This window comes from Bifidobacterium saguinibicoloris (genome assembly GCF_019331725.1).
GTDB classification, from domain to species: domain Bacteria; phylum Actinomycetota; class Actinomycetes; order Actinomycetales; family Bifidobacteriaceae; genus Bifidobacterium; species Bifidobacterium saguinibicoloris.
This window is the reverse complement of record NZ_JAHBBF010000002.1, coordinates 166689-192452: the sequence shown is the minus strand read 5'-3', so window position 1 is coordinate 192452 and position 25764 is coordinate 166689. Positions and strand designations below refer to the sequence as shown.

General features: G+C 65.9%; 17 protein-coding genes. 12 read left to right on the top strand and 5 right to left on the bottom strand.

Translation table 11 applies throughout. The features are described from left to right. Positions 1-239: 239 nt before the first annotated feature. The 4 genes from KIH78_RS02630 (at position 240) to KIH78_RS02615 (ending at position 8291) form a co-directional block, all read left to right on the top strand. On the top strand, positions 240-4148 hold the full coding sequence (locus tag KIH78_RS02630; RefSeq protein WP_219131103.1) for a fibronectin type III domain-containing protein: 3909 nt from the start codon (positions 240-242) through the stop codon (positions 4146-4148). Positions 4149-4386: 238 nt separating this feature from the next. Continuing rightward, positions 4387-4941 (top strand): YbhB/YbcL family Raf kinase inhibitor-like protein, encoded by a 555-nt coding sequence (locus tag KIH78_RS02625; RefSeq protein WP_214311711.1) that lies wholly within the window; start codon positions 4387-4389, stop codon positions 4939-4941. Positions 4942-4998: 57 nt separating this feature from the next. Then, positions 4999-6618 (top strand): C69 family dipeptidase, encoded by a 1620-nt coding sequence (locus KIH78_RS02620; protein WP_219131102.1) that lies wholly within the window; start codon positions 4999-5001, stop codon positions 6616-6618. A 155-nt stretch (positions 6619-6773) separates the two neighbouring features. Then, complete coding sequence (locus KIH78_RS02615) at positions 6774-8291, top strand: formate--tetrahydrofolate ligase (RefSeq protein ID WP_214311726.1); 1518 nt, start codon at positions 6774-6776, stop codon at positions 8289-8291. A gap of 353 nt (positions 8292-8644) precedes the next feature. Here KIH78_RS02615 and KIH78_RS02610 read toward each other — a convergent pair whose 3' ends face one another. Together KIH78_RS02610 and KIH78_RS02605 are read right to left on the bottom strand one after the other, a co-directional pair. Continuing rightward, positions 8645-8995, bottom strand: a complete 351-nt coding sequence (locus KIH78_RS02610; protein WP_214311728.1) for a phenylpyruvate tautomerase MIF-related protein — start codon at positions 8993-8995, stop codon at positions 8645-8647. Positions 8996-9037: 42 nt separating this feature from the next. Then, positions 9038-10528: an aldehyde dehydrogenase family protein gene (locus KIH78_RS02605; protein ID WP_219131101.1), complete on the bottom strand. Its 1491-nt coding sequence runs from the start codon at positions 10526-10528 to the stop codon at positions 9038-9040. Positions 10529-10720: 192 nt separating this feature from the next. Here KIH78_RS02605 and KIH78_RS02600 point away from each other — a divergent pair, with 192 nt between their 5' ends. Next, positions 10721-11257, top strand: coding sequence for a GtrA family protein (locus KIH78_RS02600; protein ID WP_219131100.1), 537 nt, complete (start codon positions 10721-10723; stop codon positions 11255-11257). A 90-nt stretch (positions 11258-11347) separates the two neighbouring features. Here KIH78_RS02600 and KIH78_RS02595 read toward each other — a convergent pair whose 3' ends face one another. After that, positions 11348-12703 carry an MFS transporter gene (locus KIH78_RS02595; protein ID WP_236034371.1) on the bottom strand — a complete coding sequence of 452 codons (1356 nt, stop codon included), beginning with the start codon at positions 12701-12703 and terminating at the stop codon, positions 11348-11350. A gap of 488 nt (positions 12704-13191) precedes the next feature. Here KIH78_RS02595 and KIH78_RS02590 point away from each other — a divergent pair, with 488 nt between their 5' ends. Then, on the top strand, positions 13192-13851 hold the full coding sequence (locus KIH78_RS02590) for a histidine phosphatase family protein (RefSeq protein WP_214311740.1): 660 nt from the start codon (positions 13192-13194) through the stop codon (positions 13849-13851). Positions 13852-13900: 49 nt separating this feature from the next. Beyond that, a complete protein-coding gene (locus KIH78_RS02585; RefSeq protein ID WP_219131099.1) occupies positions 13901-14893 on the top strand; it encodes a hypothetical protein in 993 nt (330 codons plus the stop codon). Between the two features lie 4 nt (positions 14894-14897). On the opposite strand, the gene KIH78_RS02580 is transcribed toward KIH78_RS02585, so the two are convergent. Further along, complete coding sequence (locus tag KIH78_RS02580; RefSeq protein ID WP_219131098.1) at positions 14898-16178, bottom strand: substrate-binding domain-containing protein; 1281 nt, start codon at positions 16176-16178, stop codon at positions 14898-14900. A 280-nt stretch (positions 16179-16458) separates the two neighbouring features. Between KIH78_RS02580 and KIH78_RS02575 the strand changes: the two genes are divergently transcribed. From KIH78_RS02575 to nagA, 4 genes are all read left to right on the top strand, one after another. Continuing rightward, positions 16459-18018 carry a glycoside hydrolase family 30 protein gene (locus tag KIH78_RS02575; RefSeq protein ID WP_214311753.1) on the top strand — a complete coding sequence of 520 codons (1560 nt, stop codon included), beginning with the start codon at positions 16459-16461 and terminating at the stop codon, positions 18016-18018. Between the two features lie 295 nt (positions 18019-18313). Beyond that, the gene (locus tag KIH78_RS02570; protein ID WP_219131097.1) at positions 18314-19309 is read left to right on the top strand and encodes an AEC family transporter; all 996 of its coding nucleotides are present in this window, start codon (positions 18314-18316) and stop codon (positions 19307-19309) included. Positions 19310-19802: 493 nt separating this feature from the next. Next, positions 19803-20615 carry a glucosamine-6-phosphate deaminase gene (gene nagB, locus KIH78_RS02565; protein ID WP_214311762.1) on the top strand — a complete coding sequence of 271 codons (813 nt, stop codon included), beginning with the start codon at positions 19803-19805 and terminating at the stop codon, positions 20613-20615. A gap of 137 nt (positions 20616-20752) precedes the next feature. Then, positions 20753-22063, top strand: coding sequence for an N-acetylglucosamine-6-phosphate deacetylase (gene nagA, locus KIH78_RS02560; protein ID WP_219131096.1), 1311 nt, complete (start codon positions 20753-20755; stop codon positions 22061-22063). A 252-nt stretch (positions 22064-22315) separates the two neighbouring features. Here the strand turns inward: nagA and KIH78_RS02555 are convergent, their stop codons facing one another. After that, the gene (locus tag KIH78_RS02555) at positions 22316-23761 is read right to left on the bottom strand and encodes an MFS transporter (RefSeq protein WP_214311773.1); all 1446 of its coding nucleotides are present in this window, start codon (positions 23759-23761) and stop codon (positions 22316-22318) included. A 286-nt stretch (positions 23762-24047) separates the two neighbouring features. On the opposite strand from KIH78_RS02555, the gene KIH78_RS02550 reads away from it, so the two are divergent. After that, positions 24048-25598 (top strand): glycoside hydrolase family 30 protein, encoded by a 1551-nt coding sequence (locus KIH78_RS02550; RefSeq protein ID WP_219131095.1) that lies wholly within the window; start codon positions 24048-24050, stop codon positions 25596-25598. The last annotated feature ends 166 nt before the right edge of the window (positions 25599-25764 follow it).

The window sequence follows — 25764 nt, the reverse complement described above, 5'->3', positions numbered from 1 at the left end:
CGCGGTTTCAATCCCTTTTCCGCGGGACGGCTCTCGAAGGCCCGTCGAGTCATGCGGCGGGCCTTCTTTTTTCGCCGTATGCGTTGCGTTACGCATACGGAAGCGGACGTCAAAGGCCCCAGAGGCCGAGCATATCGTCCGCGATCTCATTCATATGCTTATGCACCCATGCATCGATGCACTTGTGTGTTCATGCACCCGGCCAAGGAGGACGGGTGAGGAAGGAAGAAAGGAATACCATGAGAACCACCAACGGGGGAGGGGCTCCGGCCCGATGGCGCGCCGCGGCCGGCGCGCTCGTCGCATGCGCCACGCTGCTGTGCGGCCTGACGGCCGTCGACACGGCCCAGGCGGCGGAGACGGGCGCGAAAGCCGTGACGGCCGTCGACACCGGTCTCGGCAACGACATCAGAATCGAACTCGCTAAAAAGGACGGAGACGCCTACGTCGGTTCCGGCGAATACGTCACCGATCCCGGAACGGCGAACACGCCCGTCACGTTCACCGACGCGTCCGACGACTCCACGCTGTGGAGCATCGTCGGCTGGGGCGACCAGAACGGCGCCCGCACGGTCACGGTCAAAGGCAGGAAGAGCAACGCCCGACTCAAGGGCGGCCACGTCCGTAACAACACCGATTGGACCAGCATCGCCGCGGAGAACAACGGCAAGGTCTGCGTGAAGGACGGCGGCGGCTACGGCGGCTGGGAGTCCATCAAACTCGTGCCCGCCGGCGACGGCACCGTCGCCTTCCGGGACACCGACACCAACGAACTCCTCAAGTCCGACGGCACGAACCTGGTTGTGACCGACTCCACCGACGCCGTGGACGCCGCCGCCGGGCACTTCATCGTCCACACGAGCGCGACGCCCGCCGCGCCGACCGGCGTGACCGTATCCAACGTCACCAACGCCACCGCCGACGTGAGCTTCACCGCCGCCAGGGACTCCTTCGTCACGGACTATGAGATCGACGCCACGCCGACCGACGCGGGCAAGGCGACCGTCACGCTCAAGACGACCGCCACCCAGGCGACGCTCCGGAACCTCGCCGCCGGAACCTCATACAACATCACCGTCAGGAGCCTCAACGGCGCGGACGCGGCCTCCTCCGCGACCGACGCCGTCGCGCTGACGACCGCCAAGGGCGTGCGCCTGGCCGCGCCGACGAACGTGAAGGCCGCCGAGGCCGACGGCGGCAAGGCCATCACCCTCACCTGGGACAAGGTCGACGGCGCCAAAGGCTACAAGGTGCTGCGCGCCAAGTCCGCCTACGCCGCGGACAAGGACTTCGTGAGCGTCACCGGCGACAAGCCCGTGACCGGCACCACCTACACCGACGGAAAACTCGACGAGGGTGGTAAGTACGCCAACTACTACAAGGTCGTCACCGTGAACGAGGACGGCGACGTCTCCGACCTGCCCGAGACCACCGCCTCCCTCGACCGTGAGCTCTTCGGCGACCACACGCTCGTGTTCGCCCCCACCGACGACATGGGCAAGGTCGACAAGGTCCTCGCCGACCTGTTCACCAAGCAGAACGACATCGCCGCGAACGCCCAGTTCAGGAGCGAGCACTGGCAGGTCTACTTCAAGCCCGGCAGCTATGTGCAGGACGGCAACGTGATTTCCAACATCAACGTGGGCTTCTACACCTCGTTGAACGGCTTGGGCAAGGTCCCGACCGACACGATGCTCAACAACGTCTCCACATCCTCCTACCTCGCCGCGAACGCTGGTGCCTCCGCCCAGCAGGGCAACGCCACCTGCAACTTCTGGCGCTCCATCGAGAACCTCGGCGTGAAGAACACCGGCACCGAGAACGGCAAGTCCGGCAACGCCACGTTCGCGCCGGGCGATTCGCGTCCCGCCGAGCTGAACCAGTCCTGGCGCCCCGACTACATGAACTGGGGCGTCGCCCAGGCCGCGCCGATGCGCCGCGTGTGGACCGACCGCACCGTCGCCTACGACTGGAACTACGGCTGGGCGTCCGGCGGCTACACCGCCGACTCCAAGCTCGAGGGCGATGACGGCGGCAACACCGCCGGCACCGCATCCGGCCAGCAGTTCTACACCCGCAACTCCGAGCTCAAGGGCGCGGCGTACGGCACCACGCTCAACAACTTCCTGCAGGGCGTGACCGCGAGCAACGTGCCCGGCTCCGACGGCAAGACCGGCACCGAACTCGTCGGCACCAAGGGCACCAGCAACTGGGGCGTCGCCGGCGACGGGAACAACCAGCAGGTCACGACCGCCATCGACTCCACCGAGAAGATCGCCGAGAAGCCGTTCCTCTACCTTGACGACAACGGCGAATACCAGGTGTTCGTGCCCGGCTACCGTGAGAACGCCAAGGGCGTCAGCTGGGGCAAGGGCAAGGCGAACGACGGCATGGGCAAGGGCACGAGCATCCCGCTCTCCGAGTTCTACATCGCCAAGCCGACCGACACCGCCGCCGAGATCAACAAGCAGATCGCCGCCGGCAGGAACATCTACCTCACGCCCGGCATCTACCATGCCGAGACCCCGATCGACATCGACCGCAGCGGCGTCGTCGTCCTCGGCACCGGCATGGCGACCATCATCCCGGACAACGAGGATACGGCCATCCGTATCTCCGACAAGGCCCAGAAGGGCATCCGCCTCGCCGGGCTCATCCTCGACGCCGGCAAGCACTCCAAGTACCTGCTGCAGGTGGGCACCACGAAGACCGCCGGCGACGCTTCGGATCCGATCGAGCTGCAGGACATCTTCTTCCGCATCGGCGGCACCACCGACGAGACCACCTCGGCCGACACCGGCATCGAGATCAACACCGGCAACACAATCGCCGACCACTTCTGGATCTGGCGCGCCGACCACGGTGCCGGCGTCGGCTGGGGCAAGCAGTGGAACTACTCCAGAAACGGCCTCATCGTGAACGGCGACGACGTGACCGCGTACGCCCTGTTCAACGAGCACCACGAGGAGTACGACACGCTTTGGAACGGCGAGAACGGCAAGACGTTCTTCTACCAGAACGAGAAGTGCTACGACCCGGTCTCCCAGGACCAGTGGATGAGCCACAACGGCACCGTGAAGGGCTACGCCGCCTACAAGGTCGCCAACGGTGTGAAGAAACACTACGCCGTGGGTCTCGGCATCTACAACGTGTTCATCTACACCGGTCCCGAGACGGCGAACGGCAACCAGGACGGCGGCGATCCCACCGATCCCGACCAGCACACCGGCGCCGGCACCACGGCCATGGAGATGGACAACGCCGTCGAAGTGCCGAACGCCAAGGGCGTGATCATCGAGAACGTCACCACCCAGTCGTTCGCCGATCTGAAGAACAAGGATGACAACGCCAAGGCCGTCCGCACGTTCAACACCATCATCAATGGCGTGGGCGCGCCGGTGGGCAGCGGCCCGAACATCACGAGCTGGTCGCGCAAATTCCTCCTGCGCTACCAGGGCAACGGCACCGCGGATTCCGCCGGCAGGACCGTCGACGGCAAGTCCGGCGATGCCACCCTCGGCACCGCCGTGTACGGCAAGAACCCTGGATTGACCGACACCGACGACAGCGGCAAGGACAACAAGTCCAACTTCGGCAAGTTCATCGGCGCCGACACGTCCGAGACCGTCCGCCAGCTGGGCGAGGAGGTCGACCTGTCCAAGTTGGGCGACCTGAAGACCGCGATCGACGCCGCCGAGGCGAAGACCAAGGCCGACGGCTACGCGATGACCTACACCGAAGCCAGCCGCAAGGCGTTCGAACAGGCCCTTGCCGAAGCGAACACGGTCTACGGGAACCTCACCGACACCGACTACCTCAAGTACGACGCCAAGTCCTCCGACGCCAAGGCCGTCGAGAAGGCCATCAAGGCGCTTTCCGGCACGCTGGAGAAGGTGACGACGGAACCGTCCGAACCGGGCAACCCGTCCGAACCGAACCAGCCGGCGGGACCGAACCAACCGACGGGACCGTCGGAGAAGCCGTCCGACGACGCCGAGAAGAAGCCGGCGGCCAAGGCCGACGGCGCAGTGAAGCCCGTCAGGACGATGGCGAACACCGGAGCGGCGCTCGCCGTCCCCGCCGTGGTCATGCTGCTGTGCGTGGTCATCGCCGCCGTCACGTTGAAGGCGAGGCGTGACAGGCGATGAGCCGAGCCGTCGCCGTCACGCGTGACGTCACGTGTGACGTCACGCGGCGGCGTGCGTGACGACGAGTCACGGCGCGTCACGATGGGGAGGACCGTCCGATGGCGGTCCTCCCCATCGCTTCCGGCGTTTCCTTGTCCGTCCGTCCGCACGTTCGCGGGCGGACGGACTCGTCGTCGTTCCGCCATCCCGTCGTCCGTGTGCATCCTCCGTCGCATCTCCGCGCGATACACTGGGGGATATGAAGATCTCAGCTGATTTCACCGTGGTTCCGGACGATTTCGCCAAGGCTGCGGCGCCCGAATACCGCACGGGCGGCGTGCCCGTCATCTCCTTCCCCTTCTACATCGACGAGGTCTCCCCGGACGCCCGCTACCTGCACTGGACGTTCACCGACCCGGACTCCATCCCCGTCTGCGGATTTGAATGGATCCACTGGACCGTTGCGAACCTGCCCATCGATGCGCTGATGTTCGACTTCAACGATTCCCACGCCCTGCAGATTCCGCCGGACTTCTCCCGCCAGATGGCCTCGATGATCCCCGAGGCCGTGCAGGGCCGCAACTCCAGCGCCTCCAAGTTCGTGGGCCGCGAGAACGACCCGGCCGTCACCATGCGGTACAACGGTCCGCAGCCGCCGGACAAGGACCACGACTACTACCTGCACGTCTACGCCACCAAGGAGCCGCTGCCCGGACTCAACCAGGGCTTCTGGATGAACGAGCTGCTCCACAAGCTGCGCGAATGCGGCGAGACGCCGGACCAGGCCGGCATCTTCCTCACCGGCAAGGCGTGACCGTGCCAACCGCATAACCGTCAACGACACCACCAACGAAAGGACAACCAGACAACCATGGCCTGCACCACCATTCTGGTCGGCAAGGACGCGAGCTACGACGGCTCCACCATCATCGCCCGCAACGAGGACTCCGCCAACGGCGAGTTCAACCCGAAGCAGTTCCTCGTCATCAAACCCGAAGACCAGCCGCGACACTACCGCTCCGTCCTCTCCCACGTCGAAATCGACCTGCCGGACAATCCGCTGCAGTACACGTCCGTGCCGAACGCGGACCGCAAGGAAGGCATCTGGGGCGAGGCGGGCGTCAACGAGGCGAACGTCGCGATGAGCGCCACCGAAACCCTCACCACCAACGAACGCGTGCTCGGTGCCGACCCGTTCGTCGAACTCGTCCCCGCCAAAGGCCGTGAAGGCGAGGACGGCTACGAGCCGGAAGTGGCCGGCGGCATCGGCGAGGAGGACTTCCTCACCATCGTCCTGCCGTACGTGAAGACCGCGCGCGAAGGCGTCGCACGTCTCGGCGCGCTCCTCGAGGAGTACGGCACGTACGAGATGAACGGCGTCGCCTTCTCCGACGCCGACGAGATCTGGTGGCTCGAGACCGTCGGCGGCCACCACTGGATCGCCAAGCGCGTGCCGGACGAGGCGTACGTGACCATGCCGAATCAGCTCGGCATCGACGAGTTCGACCTCGAGGACGCGCTCGGCGAGCAGGAGGACCACATGTGTTCCGAGGACCTCGCCGAGTTCATCGAGGAGAACCACCTCGACCTCGCCGTCGAAAGCACCACGCCGTTCAACCCGCGCGACGCGTTCGGCTCCCACTCCGACTCCGACCACGTGTACAACACGCCGCGCGCCTGGTGGATGCAGCGCTTCCTCAACCCGTACGACGAGGTGTGGGACAGCCCCGACGCTGACCACGGCCCGGAGAACAACGACATCCCGTGGGCCCGCCAGCCCGAACGCAAGGTGACCATCGAGGACATCAAATACGTGCTCTCCGGCCACTACCAGGGCACCCCGTACGATCCGTACGGCAAGCGCGGTGACGAGCACACGCGCCACATGTACCGTCCGATCGGCATCAACCGCCAGAGCCAGCTCGCCGTCATGCAGATCCGCCCGTACCGTCCGCAGGCCAACCGCGCCATCCAGTGGATGGCCTACGGCTCCAACCCGTTCAACACGCTCGTCCCGTTCTATCCGAACGTGGACTCCACGCCCGACTACCTCGCCGACACCACCACGCGCGTCACCACCGAGAACTTCTACTGGGCGAACCGCGTGATCGCCGCCCTGTGCGACGGTGCGTTCGCCGATACCGCGAACGCCGTCGAACGCTACCAGCAGAAGACCGGCGCGCTGGGCCACCGTCTCGTCGCCGCCACCGACGAACAGGTCGCGCGGCTCGGACTGACCGACGCCGAGGAGGAGGCCGAGTCCGCCGCCGAAGCCGAATTCGAGGCGGACAACGTGGACGGCGACGTGCAGCCGCTCGAGCCCGACGAGATCATCGAAGCCGTGCGCAACGACGAGGTGCGCGGCATCCTGGCCGCCGCCAACCAGACCATGGCCGACCAGCTGCGCGTCGAAACGGACAAGCTGCTCGACTCCGTGCTGTTCACCCGCAGCATGGCCATGAAGAACGGCTTCCACATGTCCGACTTCTGATCGGTCCCGCCGGATCGGTCCCGCCGGCGCATCCCACGCGTAGCATCGCGTTTACGTGCGTCGGATATACATCTGTGAAGGAATCGGCGGTCTTCCCGCGGCCATCATGCCGCGGGCGGACCGTCGGAACGCTGGAAAGGAAAGGCGCTCAACCCATGACCACCATCGAAGACTTCACCAGCCAGTACGGCCTGGTCCAGAAGATCGACGCGTTCGGCTACCTCGACTACCTGAAGAAGAACCCGGACGCCCCGCGCAAGCACGGCAAGGTCGTGCTCGTCACCGCGGACACCCCGCTCAAGGCCTCGCGCGGCGAAGGCAAGACCACCACCACCATCGCCCTCATCGACGCGCTCAACAAGCGCGGCATCGACGCGGCCGCCGTGCTGCGCCAGCCGAGCATGGGCATCACCGCCGCCGGTTCCAAGGGCGGCGCGTCCGGCGGCGGCAAGGCCTCCCTGACCCACCCGGAGCTCATCGACTGGGGTCTGTGCGGTGAGATGGGCGCCATCGAGGCGGCCCAGAACCTGCTCGTCTCCTTCGCCGAGAAGGCCGTCGACGAGGGCAAGCTCGACGACATCCTCGTGCCGCGCGTCTCCGAAGTGCCGTCCCGCTCCCTGCGTTCCATCGCCGTCGACTACGGCAAGGGCGACGTCAAGGAGAAGGTCGTGCTCACCCCGACCTGCGAGCTCATGCAGATCGTCGTGCTGTCCCGTTCGATGGACGAGATCGGCCAGCGCGTCGCGAAGATGATTGCCGGCACGAAGGACGGCAAGGCCGTCACCTTCGGCGAGTTCGTCGACCTGTGGCGCATCACCGGCATCCTCGCCGACGCGGTCAAGCCCGCGAAGACGGAGACCGTCAACGGCTCCCCGGTCTACGTGCATGGCGGCCCGTTCGCCAACGTGTCCATCGGCATCCCGACGCTCGTCTCCGTCGAGATGGCGTGCGCGCTGCACGACGTCGTCATCGTCGAAGCCGGCTACGGCACCGACGCCGGCGCGCAGAAGTGGCTCGACATCGCCTGCCGCGAGTTCGACGCCCAGTGGCCGTCCGCCGCGATCGTTGTGACCCGTGCGTCCACCTGGCGTGACGATCCGGACCTCGCGTGGCGCTACCCGTTCCACGTGAACCGTCTCGAAGGCCTCGACATCCCGACGTTCCCGCTCGTCAACCTGTGGGACGGCGAGGACGACCAGATTCCGTCCCTCAAGGAGACCGCCGCCAAGCTCGAGTTCCGCGACCCGATCATCGGCAACCTGTACCGCGACGGCGGCGAGGCGCTCGCCCCGCAGCTCGACGCGTTCGTCGACGTGCTCACCAACGGTTCGATGCCGGCCCGCCCGCACAGCCACAAGGGCATGTCCGTCATCGAGAACGTGAAGTGGGTCGCCGAGCATGCGTACGGCGTTCCGGCCGACCGCGTCAAGTTCAAGGACGGCTTCCTCGCCTCCCGCGACGAGGCCGTGAAGCTGTGCGAGTCCGCCGGCTTCTCCCTCGCCGACCTCGCGCTGGTCGCCGTCAAGTCCCCGGCGACGATGACCGACAACGACCGCGCCCCGGAGGACGAGCGCACCGTCACCCTGAAGAAGGTCGAAGTGCACGCCGGTGCCGGTCTGGTCCACGTGAACCTCACCACGTCGCTCACCACCCCGATGCCGAAGATCGTCTGATTCAGGTTCGGTTTCGGCTGGATCGAGATAGCGGAAGGGCCTGTCTCCGTGAACTGTGGTTCACGGAGACAGGCCCTTCCGTGTAGTGCGAGGATTTCCGGATGATGTGGCCTGCGTCCGGGTTTTCTTGTGCTGGGATGTCGTCAGTGCGAGGATTCCCGGAGGTGAGGTGGAGTTTCCGGGTTTTCTTGTGCTGAGATGTCGTCAGTGCAAGAAAACCCGGATGATGTGGCCTGCGTCCGGGTTTTCTTGTGCTGGGATGTCGTCAGTGCGAGGATTCCCGGACGATGGGTTTTCTTCCGGGAATCCTTGTGCCGGGCTCGGTGCAATCCCGGCGAAGGAACGGTGGCAACTCAGAAGTTGCCGCCGTTCCATCCCCAGTCGGAGGTGGCGGTGTAGCGGATGTACGTGCGGTCCTCGGGGATGCCGAGTTCGCCGTTCAGCGCGGCCATGATGCTCTTGGTGAGCTTCTCCCACGCGGAGCCGGGGATGGCGCCGCGGCCGAACACGTTGACCTCCACGTAGGCGGCCGGCTGGTCGTCGGAGCCGCCGAAGTAGATCGGCATGTCGTCCTCGAACGGGCACATGAGCCAGCCTTCGGACTTGCCGGGCACGGCGGCGATCGCCTTGCCGTACGCGGTCTTCAGGGCCTCGCGCTGCTCCTTGGTGGTCTTGACGGAGACATGGGTGTGGATGACGGGCATGATTCCTCCTTGACGGAATATGGTACGATGTACGGCCCCAGTCTAGTTCCCGGATACGCCGCCGAACCAGCCCGCCTTGGACGGGGTGAACTTCAGATTGATCTGCTTGAGCACGGTGTACTCCTTCAACCCGTCGAGACCGCCGTCCACGGTCGTGCCGCTCTGCCCGTGGGGGCTGACCGACATGCCTTGGGTGTCGTCCATATACGTGTTGACCCACATGATGCCCGTGTCCACGCCGGTGCACACGCGCAGCGCCCGGCCCATGTCCGAGGTGAACACGCCGCCGGCGAGACCGTAGCGGGTGTTGTTGGCGAGTCGGATGGCTTCGGCCTCATCCGTGAAGGTCTGCACGGTGAGCACCGGGCCGAAGATCTCCTCCTGCACGATGCGCATGTCCGGAGTGCAGTCCACGAACACGGTCGGTTCGACGAAATATCCCTGCTCGAACTCGCCCTCGGTGATCCGGTGGCCGCCGATGAGTACCTTGGCGCCTTCCTCCCGGCCGATGCGGATGTAGTCCAGCACCCGTTCCATGTGCCGCTTGGAGACCATCGGACCGAACTCGGTGTCCGGATCCATCGGCATGCCGATGCGGATCGCGGGAACGCGTTCCTCAAGCAGGTCCATCACCCGTCGGTAGGCGGTGTCCTGGACCAGCAGTCTCGAACCCGCGACGCACACCTGCCCCTGGCTGAGGAAGACGCCGAACATGAGCCGGTCGACGGCGACGTCCAGATCCGCGTCGTCGAAGATGATGAACGGCGATTTGCCTCCCAGCTCCATCGCATAGCGTTTGACGCTGGTCGCGGACTTCGCGATGATGTCCCTGCCGGTCTCGGTGCCGCCGGTGAAGGTGATCTTGGCCACGTGCTCGTTACGGGCGATGGCGGTGCCGACCTCGGAGCCGGAGCCGAGCACCAGGTTGACGCTGCCTGCGGGGAATCCGGCATCGGCCATGGCCTGGACCATCATCGCCGTGGCGACGGGGGAGAGCGACGATGGTTTGACCACCACCGTATTGCCGGCCGCCAGCGCGGGGGCCATCCCGGCGGCCGTGGTGCCCATCGAATAGTTCCATGGCGCCAGCACTGCGCACACGCCCAGCGGCTCGCGGACGGTCACGGTCATCATGTCGCCGTTCGCGGTGGAGGACCTGCCCTGCAGTTCGTGGACGAGTCCGGCGTAATAGCGGAACGCGCCGCTGGCCGCATACACGTCGTCGTATCTGGTCTCCCGGTATACGCGTCCCACGCTGTTGGTCTCGGCCGTGGCCAGTTCGTCCGCACGCTCCTCGATCAGGTCGGCGGCCTTGAGCATCAGTTCCGCGCGTTCGTCCGTGGCGAGTTCCCGCCATGACGAGCCGGGCCTGAACGCCCGTTCGGCGGCGGCGACGGCCCTGTCCGCATCCTCGGCGGTGCCGAGCGTCATCGTCGCCGCCGGGCGGCCGTCGGCGGGGTTGATGATCTGCGCCGTCTTTCCGGACGGGGAATCGGTCCACTGTCCATCGATATACATTCTGATGTGGTCCATGCCGTCCTCCGCCTTTCGCTGTTCGCTTTCGCATGACACCCCATGCGTCATAGCCGGTGTCATAGCCATGATAGGCGCGTTGGCGGGCGGTTCCCGAATGGGGAGATTGTTGGCTGACCGGTGGGGAACGGATGCACCGGTCAGATGGATGGTGTTGAATGGCCCTTTGTGAGAAAACTGATCGCACAGCTTATGAAATTCGGCATCGTCGGCGTGATCGCCTTCATCATCGACTGGGGCATCCTCAACATCCTGGTCGGCGTGTTCCACATGCACAACGTGATCGCCGCCACCATCTCGTTCATCATCTCGCTGATCTTCAACTATCTGGCGAGCATGAAGTTCGTGTTCAAGCATCGTGACGACATGGCCCGCTGGATGGAGATTGTCATCTTCGTCGTGGGCGCGGTGATCGGCCTGTTCATGAACGACGCGATCATCTGGATCTCCACCTACGGCATGAACCATGACGCCTACGTTACGCAGCACACGGAGTACCTGCTGCGCACGAACGTCGGCAAGCTCGTCGCCACCGCCGTGGTGATGGTGTGGAACTTCCTCATCCGCAAGTGGCTGCTCGACGACACCCATACGAACGCGATGAACCGTCTCAAGTCCGCGGAGAACCGCCTTACCCCCGAGCAGCTCGAGGAGAAGTGGCAGAACAGCTTCTCGCACAAGCTGGGCGTCTGGTCCATCGAGCACACCCCCAAGGGCTGGCCGAAGTAGGCTCAGCTCCAGCCGGAGTCACGAAACCCCACCACGGTACGCCGGGTGGGGTTTCACATTTCGAAAAGACGGTCCGTGGCCGTCCTGCCGTCACACGGCGACCTCGGTCAGCGTCGGCTGTTCGGTGGAGGTCTTGATCTGCTTCAGACCCACGAGCGCGATCGCGAGCGATCCGATCGCCAACGCGGTCACGACCATGAATCCGCCGTGCGAGCCCATGCGGTCGATGAACTGTCCGGCGATCGCCGAGCCGGCGGAGGAGCCGATCGAGTTCATCGCGCCCATCCACGCCATGCCTTCGGTGAGTCGCGAAGGCGGCACCAGGTGCAGCATCAGCTGGTTGCCGTTGATCCACGTGGGCGCCTGGCATACGCCGATCACCAGATAGATGATCATGATGACCCACAGGTGCTTCGCGAACATGAACGAACCGATGCCGATGTTCACCACCGCGAGGCAGAAGTAGAACCGCTTCCACAGGGGAATCGTCCAGTTCTTCGCGCCGTACACGAGCGCGCCGCACAGCGAGCTGAACGAGAAGCACGCGAACACGAAACCGGTGTATTGCTTCATGTTCGCCTCGGTCGCGAACGCGATGATCGAGATGCCGGCGGCGGATTGGAACGCGCCCAGGCCGAACCAGGTGACGCACACGGCGATGAGGCCCGGACCCCAGATGGAGGCCTTGCCCTTGCCGGTGCGGGCATCGGCCACCGCGCGTTCGATTGCGCGCGTGATCACGGTCTCGTCGGTCACGCCCTGTTCGGTGAGGCGGCGCCGCGTCTCCTCGGCGGTGGTCTCCGCCTGCAGCGCCTCGGCCTTGGCGGCCTCGCGGGCGCGGTACTCCTTGCGGCTGATGCCTTCGGCACGCGCCAGGTCGGTCTGCGAGGGCGGTTCGGTCGTGAGCTCCGTCAAGAACATGAGCGCGCCGACCACCACGCATACGCCGGTGAACGAGAACGCCAGCAGGCCGGAGATCACGGCGAGCGTGGAGGCGAGCGGGTTGCCCACCACCCACATGCATTCGTCGAGCACGCCGCACAAGCTCAGCGCGCGGTTCGTGGCCTCGCGGTCGCCCTTGAGCAGGCGCGTCCAACGGGCGCGGCTCATCGCGCCCCACGGCGGGATGGCGGCGAGCAGCGGCGTCAGCGCGTACAGCACCCATTCCGGCGCACGGTTCGTGATGGCCGTGGTGAGCGCCACCGCCGAGACGATCCAGACGATGATCGTGGGGATTGAGACCTGACGTTGGCCGAACTTGTCGGTGAGCTTGCCGAGCAGCGGCGTGGACACGGCCAGCGCGATGGCCTGGATGGCGGTGAGCATGCCGGCGAGCGAATAGTTGCCGTAATAGTGCTGCACGGAGATGGTGATGGTCATGCCGACCATGGGGAACGGCATGCAGGCGATGACCCCGCCTATCGAGTAGCGTGCGGTGTGCGGCATGCGCAGCAGTTCGGCGTAGCCGCCGAACACCTTGCGTCCGATGTCCCCGAGGGCGGCGGCGATGCCGGCGCGCGGCGCGCTTCCGGCCTGTCCGGTTCGCCCGGTCCGTTCGCCCGGTTCGGTCCGTGTGCCGCGGATCTCCTCCGTGGTCGTGTTCGTGTCGTTGATGGTGTTGCGTTCGGACATGACGGCATCTGCTCCTTTCCGCTCCCGATTGGATGTCCCCCGCAGGCGTGGCGTTGCCGGCGGAGCCCTCATCGATACGGATGTGCTGTCCTGTTGGTCGCGCAAAGGTCGCGCGGCACGCCACCGGCCTCGATGACGGTTCGGTGCGTCCCGCGTTTTTGCGTCGCGGCCACTCTACGTGAGAGTGTCCGCCGACACGCGGTAGATTGGAGTGCATATGCGTTCCGTTCACGGCAATCGTCGCGCACCCTCCGGCGCGACGGCCGCGAACCTCAGACAGTCCCCGCAGAAGGAGGCAGGCGATGACCGCCACCACCATCCATTTCGTCCGTCACGGCAAGGTCTACAACCCGGACCACCTGCTCTACGAACGTCTTCCCGACTTCCATCTGTCGGACAGGGGCCGCCGCATGGCCGAGGCGACCGGACGGTACATCGCGGACAGCCCCCAGATGAACACCGTGTCGGCCGTCTACTCGTCGCCGCTCGACCGCACGCGCGAAACCGCCGGCGCCATCCTCGACGCGCTGAACCCGGTGCGCGAGGCGCGAGGCGAGAAGCCGCTGGAACTCGTCACGGACGAACGCGTCATCGAAGCGGGCAACGAGTTCCGCGGCAAACGCATCGGACACGGCGAAGGCGCGTTGTGGCGCAACGGCAACTGGAGGCTGGTACGCAACCTGTGGCGTCCCAGCTGGGGCGAGTCGTACGCGCACATCGCCGCGCGCGTGGGCGACTTCGCGCGCGAGAAGGTCAGGGAGCACGCCGGCGAACAGATCATCGTGGTGAGCCACGAATCGCCGATCTGGTCGTTCCGCCATCTGCTCGAGACCGGACACGCCGAACACTGGATGTTCCTGCGCAAGACGGCGCTCGCCTCCATCACGTCGATCACGTTCGACAGCGACACCGGCCGTGTGATGTCCATCACGTATGTCGACCCCGCCGCCGACGTCGAGTGAGCGCACACTAGAATCAGGTGTCGAAAGCCGACGCAAAGGAGCTTGGGGAATGACCTTCGAACTGAACGATGACCTCGTGGCGCGCGTGGCCGCGCTGCCGTCCGTACGCGAGGCCGCCGTCGCGGGCGCGCGGCTCGTCGCGCTGTGGCCGCTGACCGAAGCCATGCACATGGACAACGACGCGAAATACGCCGAGAACCTGCAGGTGCGCGTCACGCGCGCGTTCGCGCGCATCGTCACCGGCGAGGACGTGACCGTGCCGGACGCCGAATACGTGTACGAGGGCGCGGACTCGATTCCCGGCCGTCCGCAGCGGATCGTCGACGCGCTGCTCGCCGCCAACGACGCGTACGACGCGATGTCGGGATTCTCCGAGTCCGGCGACGCGACGCTCGTCGACGAGGCTGCCGAGTCGCTTGGCGTCGCGTGGAACGACGCCGCGTCCGTGCGCGTGCATGAGGTGCTGGAATCCGTCGAGGCCGCCGTGAACGACGGCGCGTTCGACGAAGGCGCGTACGCCGTGCCGTCCGGCGAAGGGTTGTCCGCCGACGGTTCCGCCCCTGCCGATGACGCGTTCCGGCCGTCCGACGCGCTGGCGGAGGCGCTGGCCCACCGGTTCGCCGTCGCGCTCATCGTGTGCGACGCGCTGCTCGACGCGGTGGCGGACGGAGATGCGCCGTCCTCCGACGACGCCGTGCGCGCCGCGCTGCCGCTGCTGCTCGTCGTCAACGAGCTGCGCGAACAAATCGCCGTGCCGCGCATCTTCCTGGGCGACGATCAGATCCGCGGACTGCTCGACGTGCGCGCCAAGGCCGCCGACCCCGCCGGCGTATCCGAGGGGACGACCGTCGACGCCGTCGCCGCCTACATCGCGCCGCTCGCGGCCGCCGAATGGGCGAAGCACCGCGAGGACGTGCTGTGGGACCCCGCCCTGGCCAAGAAGAAGGCCAAGGAGGAGGACGAGAAGCGCAACAAGGAGGCGCTTGCCGCCAAGTTCGCGCACGTCAAGGACGATCCGAACAAGGAGACCGTGGAGCTGTAGGGCGTCACGCCTGCTGCGCCGGCACATCCACCACGGAGCCGCGGTCGATGAGGTTCGGGTCGACGAGCGTGTGCCTGGTGGCGGAGTCCGGGTTCTGGATGCGGTGGATCAGCGTGCTGATGGCCGCCTCGGCGAGGTCCTTGTCCGAGGAGCGCAGCACGGTGAGCGGGCGTGAGCTCGGCGTGGCGAAGCCGTCCACGGAGATCAGTGACACGTCCTCGGGCACGTGACGTCCGCGGCGTTCGAGCGTCTGTGCGATGGCGATGGCCAGATAGTCGGAGTGGACGAGCATGCCGGTGACGCCGGAGAGCAGGATCTTGTCGACGATGCCGTTGACGCCCTTGGTGTCGTACGGCTGGATGCCGTCGAAGATGAACGGGCATTGGATGAGGTCGGTCTCCTCCACCACGTCGCGCCAGCCTTCCTGGATCATGTCGGAGGTGGGGGTGTCGGTGAATGCGGCGCCGACGAACCGGTGCCCATGGCGGATGAAGTGCGTGGCGGCCTTGCGCACGCCGTAGGGGTGGTTGGTGCGCACGGTGTCCACGTAGTCGGCGGTGAGCAGCGGCAGGTCGCGTTCGATGACGACGGTGGGGATATCGGCGTGCGCGATCCAGTCCCAGGTGCGTCTGCCGGTCTCGGGATGCGAGTTGGGGGCGACGATGAGCCCGCAGACCGTGGGGTCCTGGGTGAGGTCGGTGAGGATGTCGTCCTCGCGCACGTCGGTGTCGTAGGTGCTTTCGCGGGTGATGATGCGCAGGCCCATCCGGGAGGCGATGGTGCGCATGTTGTCGATGACGCCGGGCCAGAAGAAGCTGGGCTCGGGCAGCATCACGCCGATGGCCGGCTGGTCGCCGCCGAGTTCGGGGGAGTGGAGGACGGGTTTGACGGCGACGCCTCCCGTGAGGGTGCGTTCGGTCAGCGCACCGGAGAGGATGGGGTTGGCCGCGGGCGCGGCATGCTCCTCGGAGCTGCCGATGGACATGGCGCCGCCGCGCACGCGTTTGAGCAGCCCGGCCTTGCTGAGCACGGTGAGGTCGCGTCGGATGGTGATCTCGGTGGTGTTGAGCATCGTGGCGAGTTCGGGCACGGTGGCCACGCTTTGGCGGGTGAGCAGACTCAGGATGGCGTCCTGCCGTTCCGCGGGGAGGAGGTCGCGCTTGCCGGCGGGTTGGGCCGTGGCCGCCGGGGCGGCCGTCGTTCCGGTCGTCGTTCCGGTCGCGTCCGTCATGTTCGTCGCGTTGGTCGTGCTGGTTTCGTTGGTGTTCGATGCGGTGTCTGCCATGGTACTGCTCTGTCGCTTACTACTGCATTGTCCTGCTGATGACCGGTTGATGCGATGCTGTGCGCATTCATGATCATTAGTGACACTAATGGTAGGTGGTGGGCTCGAAAACGACGTAAGGGGGTGTGGCGTGGTGGGTTTGCTGGGCGACACGCTGAACAAGCGTGATTGGACTTGATTAAAACTGATTGAAAGTGCTATAGTGTGAATCGTTCACGGGAACGGTACGGAGACGTGCCGGGACCGGAAGGATGTATAGGCACCACACCTAAGGACCGAAATGAGCAAGTACAGCAACGAATTCTGGACCGTCACCTCCGGCGACCTCTCCCAGCGCCGCGAGACCCTGCCCGCCCCCGAGGTCGTCAACGACCCGGGCGACGCCGCCAAGATCGTCGTCGACCTGGCCGACCGCAAGCAGCCGTGGCTCGGCGCCGGCGCCGCCATCACCGATGCGGCCGCCTCCCTGATCTGGAACTCCATGGACGCCAAGCAGCGCCACGAGTTCCTCGACGACTGCTTCAACCCGGACAAGGGCGGCTTCTCCGTCATCCGCATCCCGCTCGGCTCCTGCGAGCCGGCCGCACAGCCGTACTACACCTATGACGACCTGCCCTTCGGCGAGCATGACAACCTGCTCACCAAGTTCTCCCTCGGCACCGGCGAGCCCGGCGCCCCGGACGCCACCAAGGACTTCAAGCACATCATCCCGGTGCTGCTCGAGATCCTGAAGATCAACCCGGCCATCAAGATCATCGCCTCCCCGTGGTCCGCCCCGGCGTGGATGAAGAACACCGGCCACCTGTGCCAGGGCGGTCACCTGCGCTTCAACGAGTGGACCGGCAACGGCTTCGACCCGATGCACGACTCCTTCGAAGGCACCTACGCCCGCTACTTCGTCAAGTACGTCCAGGAAATGGAGAAGATCGGCATCCCGATCTGGGGCGTCACCGTCCAGAACGAGCCGTCCAACGCCCCGAAGTGGCCGGCCATGATGTGGACCCTCAAGCAGCAGGCCGAGTTCGCCGCCAACTTCCTGCGTCCGGCGTTCAACGACACCTACCCTGAGATGCGCATCTTCATCAACGACGACTCCATGCACAACCTGCAGTGGAAGGTCCGCGACATCGTCACCCCGGACGAGGCCGCCGCCGTCGATGGCCTGACCTTCCACACCTACGAAGGCCCGTACACCAACGTCTTCAACGCCAACCGCTCCTACAGCCACTGGCTGTTCGGCATGACCGAGCGCCGCTGCATGATCGAGGAGACCCCGGAGGACGCCGCCCACATCATGTCCGGCATCATCGGCAACTGGCTGGTCCGCACCGGCGAATCCTTCATCGCTCTGTGGAACCTCGCCCTCGACGAGCGCGGCCTGCCGAACCAGGTCGGCGCCACCGGCCGCCGCGGCGTCGTGACCATCCAGCACGAGACCGGCGAGGTCATCCGCAACCTCGAATACTTCATGCTCCGCGCCTTCGGCCAGGACGTCGAGCCCGGCTCCGTGGTGGTCCGCTCCTCCAACTACACCCCCGACGGCTGGTCCGGCGGTCTGGGCTCCGTGGCCTTCCTCGCCCCGAACGGCGACGTGGCCGCCCACATCTACAACCCGACCGGCAAGCCGCTCGAGGCCGCCTTCACCATCAACGGCGAGGGCAACCGCTGGCAGAAGGTCACCGTCCCGGCCTGGGGCACCGTGACCGTCCACAAGGGCAACGGCCCGCTCAACGAGTCCACCGTTCCGGAGGACGGCAAGTTCGACCTCAACCCGGCGCCGACCCACCTGCTCGGCGATGTGGCTCCGGGCAAGGTCCGCGTCTGGGGCGTCGACGAGTGATGCCCTTCCGGCCGGTTCCCGCCGGCCGGAATTACCGGGGGAAGGCCCATGCAGGATGGCGAAGGAGGTGCCGATGAACGCCGAACAACTCGAGCGTGACGACGAGTCCCAGGACTGGTCGGCCCTCTTCGCCGGCCTGTCCGCCTGAATCCCTCGCGTCTCTTTGTTCCCTGTACTCCTTTGGTTATGTCACGTTGGGGGCGGTTCCGTTTCGGGCCGCCCCCAACGTGTTTCGCCATATTCCGGTTCCGTTCGCTCATTTCCGTTCGCAAGTTCCCGTTCGCAAGGAGGACCCGTGCTGGCCGTCGCGAAGATACTGACCATCATCCTCATCGGATACGCGCTCAAGCGCATCGGCCTGTTCGGCGCGGGGGAGTACCGCGTGCTGCAGAAGGTGGTGCTCGACATCACCCTGCCCGCCGCCATCGTCTCCTCGTTCGCCACCGGGCACCATGATCTGGGCCTCCTGTGGATCTCCGTGTTCGGGCTTGTATGCGCCACGATCCCGCTCGTCACGATGTTCGTCGTCTCCAGGCGCATGCCAGTGGCCCGCCGCGCGTTCCTCATGCTCAACGGAGCCGGATTCAACGTCGGCAACTTCACGCTGCCGATCCTCACCACGTTCATCGGCCCCGCCGCGGCCCTGCCGGCCATCATGTTCGACGTCGGCAACTCCATCATGATGTCCGCCGGCAACTATGTGACCACCGCCGCGCTGCTCCACATCGATTCGTCGCGCCCGCTCGCCGGGCAGGTCGGCTCCGATCCGAACGCCACGGTCGTGCCGCACGAGGCGCCGCCCACCGACCGCGACGCGCGCCGGCTCGCCCGCCGCGCCTTCCTGCGCACCATCGTGCGCAACTTCGTGACCTCCGTGCCGTTCGACGTCTACATGGTCATGACCGTCCTCATGATCGCGGGCGTCAAGCCGCCGATGTCCGTAGCCGATTTCCTCGCGCCGATCTCCGGCGGCAACACCGTGGTCTCGATGCTGATGATCGGCATGATGATGGATATGCCCGGCTCCCGCCGCGATGTGGCCGACGCGCTGATGATCGTGGCCTGCCGGTTCGGCTTCGGCCTGCTGTTCGCGTTCGCTGCATGGCATCTGCTGCCGTTCGACGACATGACCCGCAAGGCCGTCGTCTTCATCTGCTTCGCCCCGGCCGGCATCTTCTCCGCCATCTTCACCGACAAGGTCCTCGGCAACGCCCGCCTGTCCGGTTTCTGCCTGACCGTGATGGGATTCGCCGGCGTAGGGGCCATGACCGTGGCCAACATGCTGCTGTAGTGCCGCGGCTCGGGAAGGGTTGGGGCCACCGCGGGTCGTTCCGGGAGGCCGATAGTCGCGCCGGGAAACGCGTCACCGCGACTATCGGCCGTTGACGGATTCCCAGCGGCCGATTGCCGCGGTAGGGGATGCGCTAACGCGGCAATCGGCCTCCAGTGAGTGCTCAGCGGCCGATAGTCGCGCTGTGCGGCGTGTCGTCGCGATTTTCGGCCGCTGGGCGAAGTGGGGCGATGAGAGGACGACGGGAGGACTACAGGAGGAATACGCGAAGAATACGCGAGGACGATGAGAGGACGACGGGAGGACGACGACGGAGGGGTGTCGGGTCCGTCGGGGTGTCTCAATCCTTCGCGACGAAGCGTTCTTTAATGTAAAGACTGTTTGCATAAAAGACGGCGCTGGCTTACCATAGTGGGGAAGCAGTATGCGGTTGCGGCCGGGCGACGATGTCCGTCCGCGGAACGCCGATTTCAATGACGAAGGAAGGACATCCATGGCAGAAGTGATCATCGTCAAGAACGAAGCGGAGGCCGGCGAGATCTACGGCCGCTGCGTGGCGGATCTCATCAAGGCCAAGCCGGATGCGGTGCTGGGCCTGGCCACCGGCTCGAGCCCGCTGGCCGCCTACCAGGCGCTCGCCAAGATTGTGCACGAGGAGCACATCGACGTCTCCCAGGTGCGCGGCTTCGCATTGGACGAGTACCTGGGCCTGCCGCTGACCCACCCGGAGTCCTACCATTCCACCATCCACCGCACCGTGGTCGAACCGCTCGGCCTCGACCCCGAGAAGGTCCACGTGCCTGGCGACGTGCTGAACGGCGCGCCTCTTGAGGACGGCGACAAGATCGCTGCCGCCGGTCCCGCGTATGACGCGGCGATCGAGGCCGCGGGCGGCATCGACGTGCAGATCCTCGGCATCGGCACCGACGGCCACATCGGCTTCAACGAGCCCGGCTCCTCGCTCGCCTCCGGCACTCGCGTGAAGACCCTGGCCGAGCAGACCCGCATCGACAACGCGCGCTTCTTCGACGACGACATCAACCAGGTGCCGACCCACTGCATCACGCAGGGCATCGGCACGGTCCTGAAGGCCCGCCATCTCGTGCTGCTCGCGTTCGGCTCGGGCAAGGCCGAGGCCATCGAGGAGACCGTCGAGGGCGGCGTGTCCGCGTTCTGCCCGGCCTCCGCGCTGCAGCTGCACCCGCACGCCACGATCATCATCGACGAGGAGGCCGCGAGCCGCCTGCGTCACAAGGACTACTACCGCTATGCCTACGCCCACAAGCCGGCTTGGCAGGGCATCTGATACGAAAAACCCATGCATGGCCGGTTGCCCCGGTGGGCGGTTCCCGGAGGAACCGCCCACCGGGGCAATACTGGTTGTGCACATCGAAGGATCCACGCCGGTCGCACCGGTGTTCAGGCAAAGGAGCATGAGGAACCATGACGGACAGAAGTGAGATCGTCGCGCACGTGACCGCGGCGTTGGAAGGCGAGGCCAAGCCGGTCGCGATCCGTGGGGCGCGCAAGGTGGACGCCCGCGGCGAACAATCGGGCTACTGGGTGGTCTCGGACGCGCGCGGCGTGATCGTGGCCACGGGCGCGGCAGCCGCGGACGGCACCGGCGAGGAGGCGTTCGAGCACGCCTGCCGCACGGTCGGCATCGATCCGGCCGCTCCAGCCGGCTCGGACGGCGCGGTCATCGACGCGGCCGGCCGCATCCTCGTCCCCGGCTACGTGGACATCCACTCGCACGGCGCCTGGGAGAAGAGCTTCGACGACGGTCCCGACGGCATCGACGTGGCCCGGGCCGGCCATGCGGTCCACGGCACCACCCGGCAGGTGCTCTCGCTCATCACCAACCCGATGGACGTGATCTGCCGCAACATCCGCACCGTGCGCGAGAAGATGGCCACCCGCCCGGACATCCTCGGCTGCCACCTCGAAGGCCCGTTCCTCGCCCTGAAACGCAAGGGCGCGCACGACCCGAACTGCCTCAAGGACCCGGTGCCCGAACTCGTGGACGAGATGCTCGACGCCTCGGGCGCCGACCCCGCCGCCGGCAAGATCGGCTGCATCCGCCAGATCACCATCGCCCCCGAACTCGAGCACGGCATCGGCGCCATCAAGCAGTTCGCGGCCGCCGGCGTGGTGCCCGCGGTCGGCCACTGCGACGCCGACTATGAGACCGCCCAGGCCGGCTTCAACGCGGGCGCGGGCATCATGACCCACATGTTCAACGCGATGAACGGACTGCACCACCGCGAACCCGGCCCCATCCCGGCCGCCGTCGAGGACCCGCGCGTCACCATCGAACTCATCAACGACGGCTTCCACGTGCAGAACCCGATGGTCAAGCTCGGCTTCGGTCTCGCACCCCACCGCATCGCGTTCGTCACCGACGCGATGGCCGCCACCGACTGCCCCGACGGCGCGTACAAGCTCGGCGAACTCGACGTGAACGTCATCGACGGCCACGCGCGTCTCGTGTCCAACGGCGCCATCGCCGGCTCCACGTTGACGTTGGAGGTCGCGGTGCAGCGCGCGGTCAACGAACTCGGCTTCAGTCCGGTCGCCGCCGTCGAGGCCGCAACGCTCACCCCGGCACGCGCCTTCGGATTCGACAGGCCCAACACGGTGACCGGCGCGCCGATCGGCCTCATCGCCCCCGGATACGCCGCCGACCTCAACCTGCTCGACGCCGCCGACTGGTCCGTCGAACACGTCTGGTGCGCCGGACGCGCCCTGCGCTGACGACCGGAGCCGACGTTCCGACGTGACCGGACGACGGGACGACGGGACGACGAAGCCCCTTTCCGCGATGCACCGCGGAAAGGGGCTTCGTGTATATATGCCGAGGGGCATGGACCGTACGGCCCATGCCCCTCGGGGATGGTCAGCGACGCTTGGCGAAGTAATTCACCGCGTAGCTGGCGACGGTCGCCACGACCGCCACGACGATGATGGTGATCAGATGTTGCGGATCAGTGGCGAACGCGGTGAACATCACATCTCACCCTTGGCGCGGCGCTCGTCGAGGATCGCGGCGTTCTTCTTGGAAATCTCGCCGGACAGCGGGTAGAAGAACAGCAGGATGAGGGCGATCAGGCCGTTGCCGATGGCCGGGGCCAGCGTGGCGACGCCGTAGATGTTGTTCAGGGTTTCGGTGGACTGGCGCACGGCCTCGCCGGCGTCGGCGGTCACGTAGCCGGTGGCGGCGAGCACGATGCCCGGGAGCAGGCCGGAGAGGGCCTGGCCGATCTTGCGGGCGAACATGTAGCCGGTGTACACGGTGCCATCCTCACGGGTGTGGGTCTTGACCTGGATGTCATCGATGATGTCGGTGATGAAGGACCAGACCATCAGGCCGAACACGCCGTTGCCGAAGATGGCGACGATGGAGAAGACCACGAACACGTACGGGTTGGTGATGTGCAGGAAGAACATCACGACGTAGACCACGGTGGTGAAGACCAGCAGCACGCCGCAGACGAGCTTCTTGCCGAACTTGTCGCAGATGGCCGGGACGAACGGGGCCACGATGAGGACCGGCACGTTCTGGACGGCCAGGATGGCCAGAGCGGCGGTGTTCTCGAAGTAGTCCTTGTACAGGTAGGCGTTCACGGCGCCGGCGAACATCTGGGCGAAGATGAGCAGCAGGGCGGCGAGCATCAGGGCGACCATCGCGCGGTTGGAGAACATGTAGGCGATGGACTTCCACAGCGGGACGTGCTCCTTGGCGCCCTTCTCGACGCGGATGCGCTCGACGGTGCCGCGCAGGGTGATCTCGTAGCAGATCCACAGCAGGATGGCGAAGACGATGGCGACCCAGATCAGGACCGGTCCGTTGAGGACCTTCTTGTCGGCGCCGGTGGAGTCCTTGACGGTGGTGTACATGACGAGCGGCAGGATGAAGGTCACGATGATGCCGCCGGCGGTCGAACCGAAGCCACGGCCCGCGGCCATCTCGTCACGGTGCTTGACGACCGGGGTGGAGACGGAGGCGAAGGAGCCGTACGGGGCGGAGGTGGCGGAGTAGCAGGCCACGCCGAGGATGTAGATCACGGTGATGTACGTGATGCGCAGGCCCAGGGACCAGCTGGAGACGAACGGGAGGAACGTCAGCACGATGACGGCCATCAGCGGGTAGCGCAGGGTGCGCACGAACCAGTGGTAGCGGCCGTCCTTGCGCAGCGGGGCGTTGTCGGCCCACACGCCGGTGCCGAAATCGGTGAAGGCGGAGATGAGCTTGCCGATGAAGATGATGATGCCGGCGATGGCGGGGCTGATGCCCAGGGCGTCGGTCATGTAGATCATCGCGTAGTTGGTGACCAACTGGAAGTAGAAGCCGTTGCCGATGTCGCCCATGGCGTAGGCCATAGGCTCGGTCTTCTTGAACGGCGGATTTTCCACGATCTTCGCGGTCGTGGCATCAGCGGTTGCAGCCGACATGATGTTCCTTTCTTGTTTCTCTGTTCTCGCAGTATTCGCGTGGGCGATGCGATGATGCCTGGCGGCTTCGGTGCGTGATCGAACTTCCTTGGTCCGCCAAGTGACGACATCAATATATCACAAATAATCAGTGAATGATTAAAACTGATAAAAAAGGATTGAAAAAGCGCGATGCGGCGTGTCGTGTGTATACTGAACACGTACGAACAATGTGCATGGCCGTTGAAGAAAACGGTTTCCGGTTCGGGAAAACGCTTGCGGCAGTAAGTACAAAGGAGTGGTTGACATGACCGATTTTCTCAATCCGTTCGCGCATGAGCGCTGGACGCGCACGACCGGCGATCTGTCCGACCGTCGCGCCGAAATCGACACCCCGGTGATCGAAAGTGATCACGGCGAGGCTGTTCCGGTGATCATCGACCCGACCCGTCGCTATCAGATGTGGGAGGGCGTCGGCGCCGCCATCACCGACTCCTCCGCCTCCCTGTTCATGAACTCGATGAGCCCCGAGCAGCGCCACGCCATCCTCGAGGAGATGTTCAGCCCCGAGCAGGGCGGCTTCTCCTCCGTGCGCATCTCCATCGGCTCCTGCGACTTCTCCAGCCAGAAGTACTACTCCTACGACGACCTGCCCGAAGGCGTCGCGGCCGACGCCTCCCTGCAGTACTTCTCCATCGGCGAGGGCGAGCCCGGCGCCCCAGACGCCACCCGCGACCTCAAGAACGTGATCCCCGTCCTCCAGGAAATCGTCAAGATCAACCCGGCCGTCAAGATCATGGCCTCCCCGTGGTCCGCCCCGGCATGGATGAAGACCTCCGGCGTCCTGTCCGGCGCCGGCCGTCTGCGCCTCGGCGAGTACGTCGGCAACGGCTACCGCTACCAGGACACCATCGACTACGTGTACGCGCAGTACTTCGTCAAGTTCATCGCCGCCTACGCCAAGTACGGCATCCACATCACCTCCGTGACCATGCAGAACGAGCCGAGCAACGGCTGCCCGTGGCCCATCACCGTGTGGACCCCGGAGGAGCTCGCCAAGTGGGGCTCCGAATACCTGCGCCCCGCCCTCGACCGCACCTTCCCGGACGTCGAGATCTACTTCGGCGACGACTCCCTGCGCTTCTACCAGCGTCCGGTCAGCGAATACATGACCCCCGCCCAGGCCAACGCCTTCGCCGGCGTCGCCTTCCACACCTACTCCGGCCTGCCCGAATGGGTCCACAACGGCGCCCGCCAGTTCCCGAACTGGAAGGTCGCGATGACCGAACGCCGCTGCATGCTCGACGACACCGTCGACGAGGCCAGCCACGTGATGTTCGGCGAGATCGGCACCTGGCTCGTGCGCAACGGCATGGGCCTCATCAACCTGTGGAACATGGCGCTCGACGAGCAGGGCTTCCCGAGCTACGCCGGTACCTCCGGCCGCCGCGGCGTCATCACCATCGACTCCTCCACCGGCAAGGTCAAGCGCAACCTCGAATACTTCATGCTGCGCAACTTCGGCCAGGACGTGAAGGTCGGCTCCCACCGCGTCGCCTCCTCCAACTACACGCGCGACGGCCGCCACGGCGGCCTCGGCTCCGTCGCCTTCGTCGCCGACAACGGCGACCTCGCCGGCATCCTCTACAACCCCACCGACAAGGACGTCGAAGCCGCCGTCGAAATCAACGGCGAAGGCGCCCGCTGGCAGAAGGTCACCGTTCCCGCCTACGGCACCGTGAGCTTCCACAAGTCCAACGCCGCCACGTTCAACACGACCGACGCGCCGGCCGACGACGAATTCAAGATCACCTACACGCCCCACCCCGCCGACGACCACGACGAGACCCTGTTCTGATCCGTCACAAGGCGCGGTCCGCACGGACCGCGCGACGACGAACGCAACCGACGGTCGCAACCAGTGACCGAATGCGTCGGTCGGAACCGGGGCACGGCGGCCGGGCGACATCGCCCGGCCGCCGGCATGCGGTGCATAATGGAATCGGGGAGAGCGGTTCCATTCC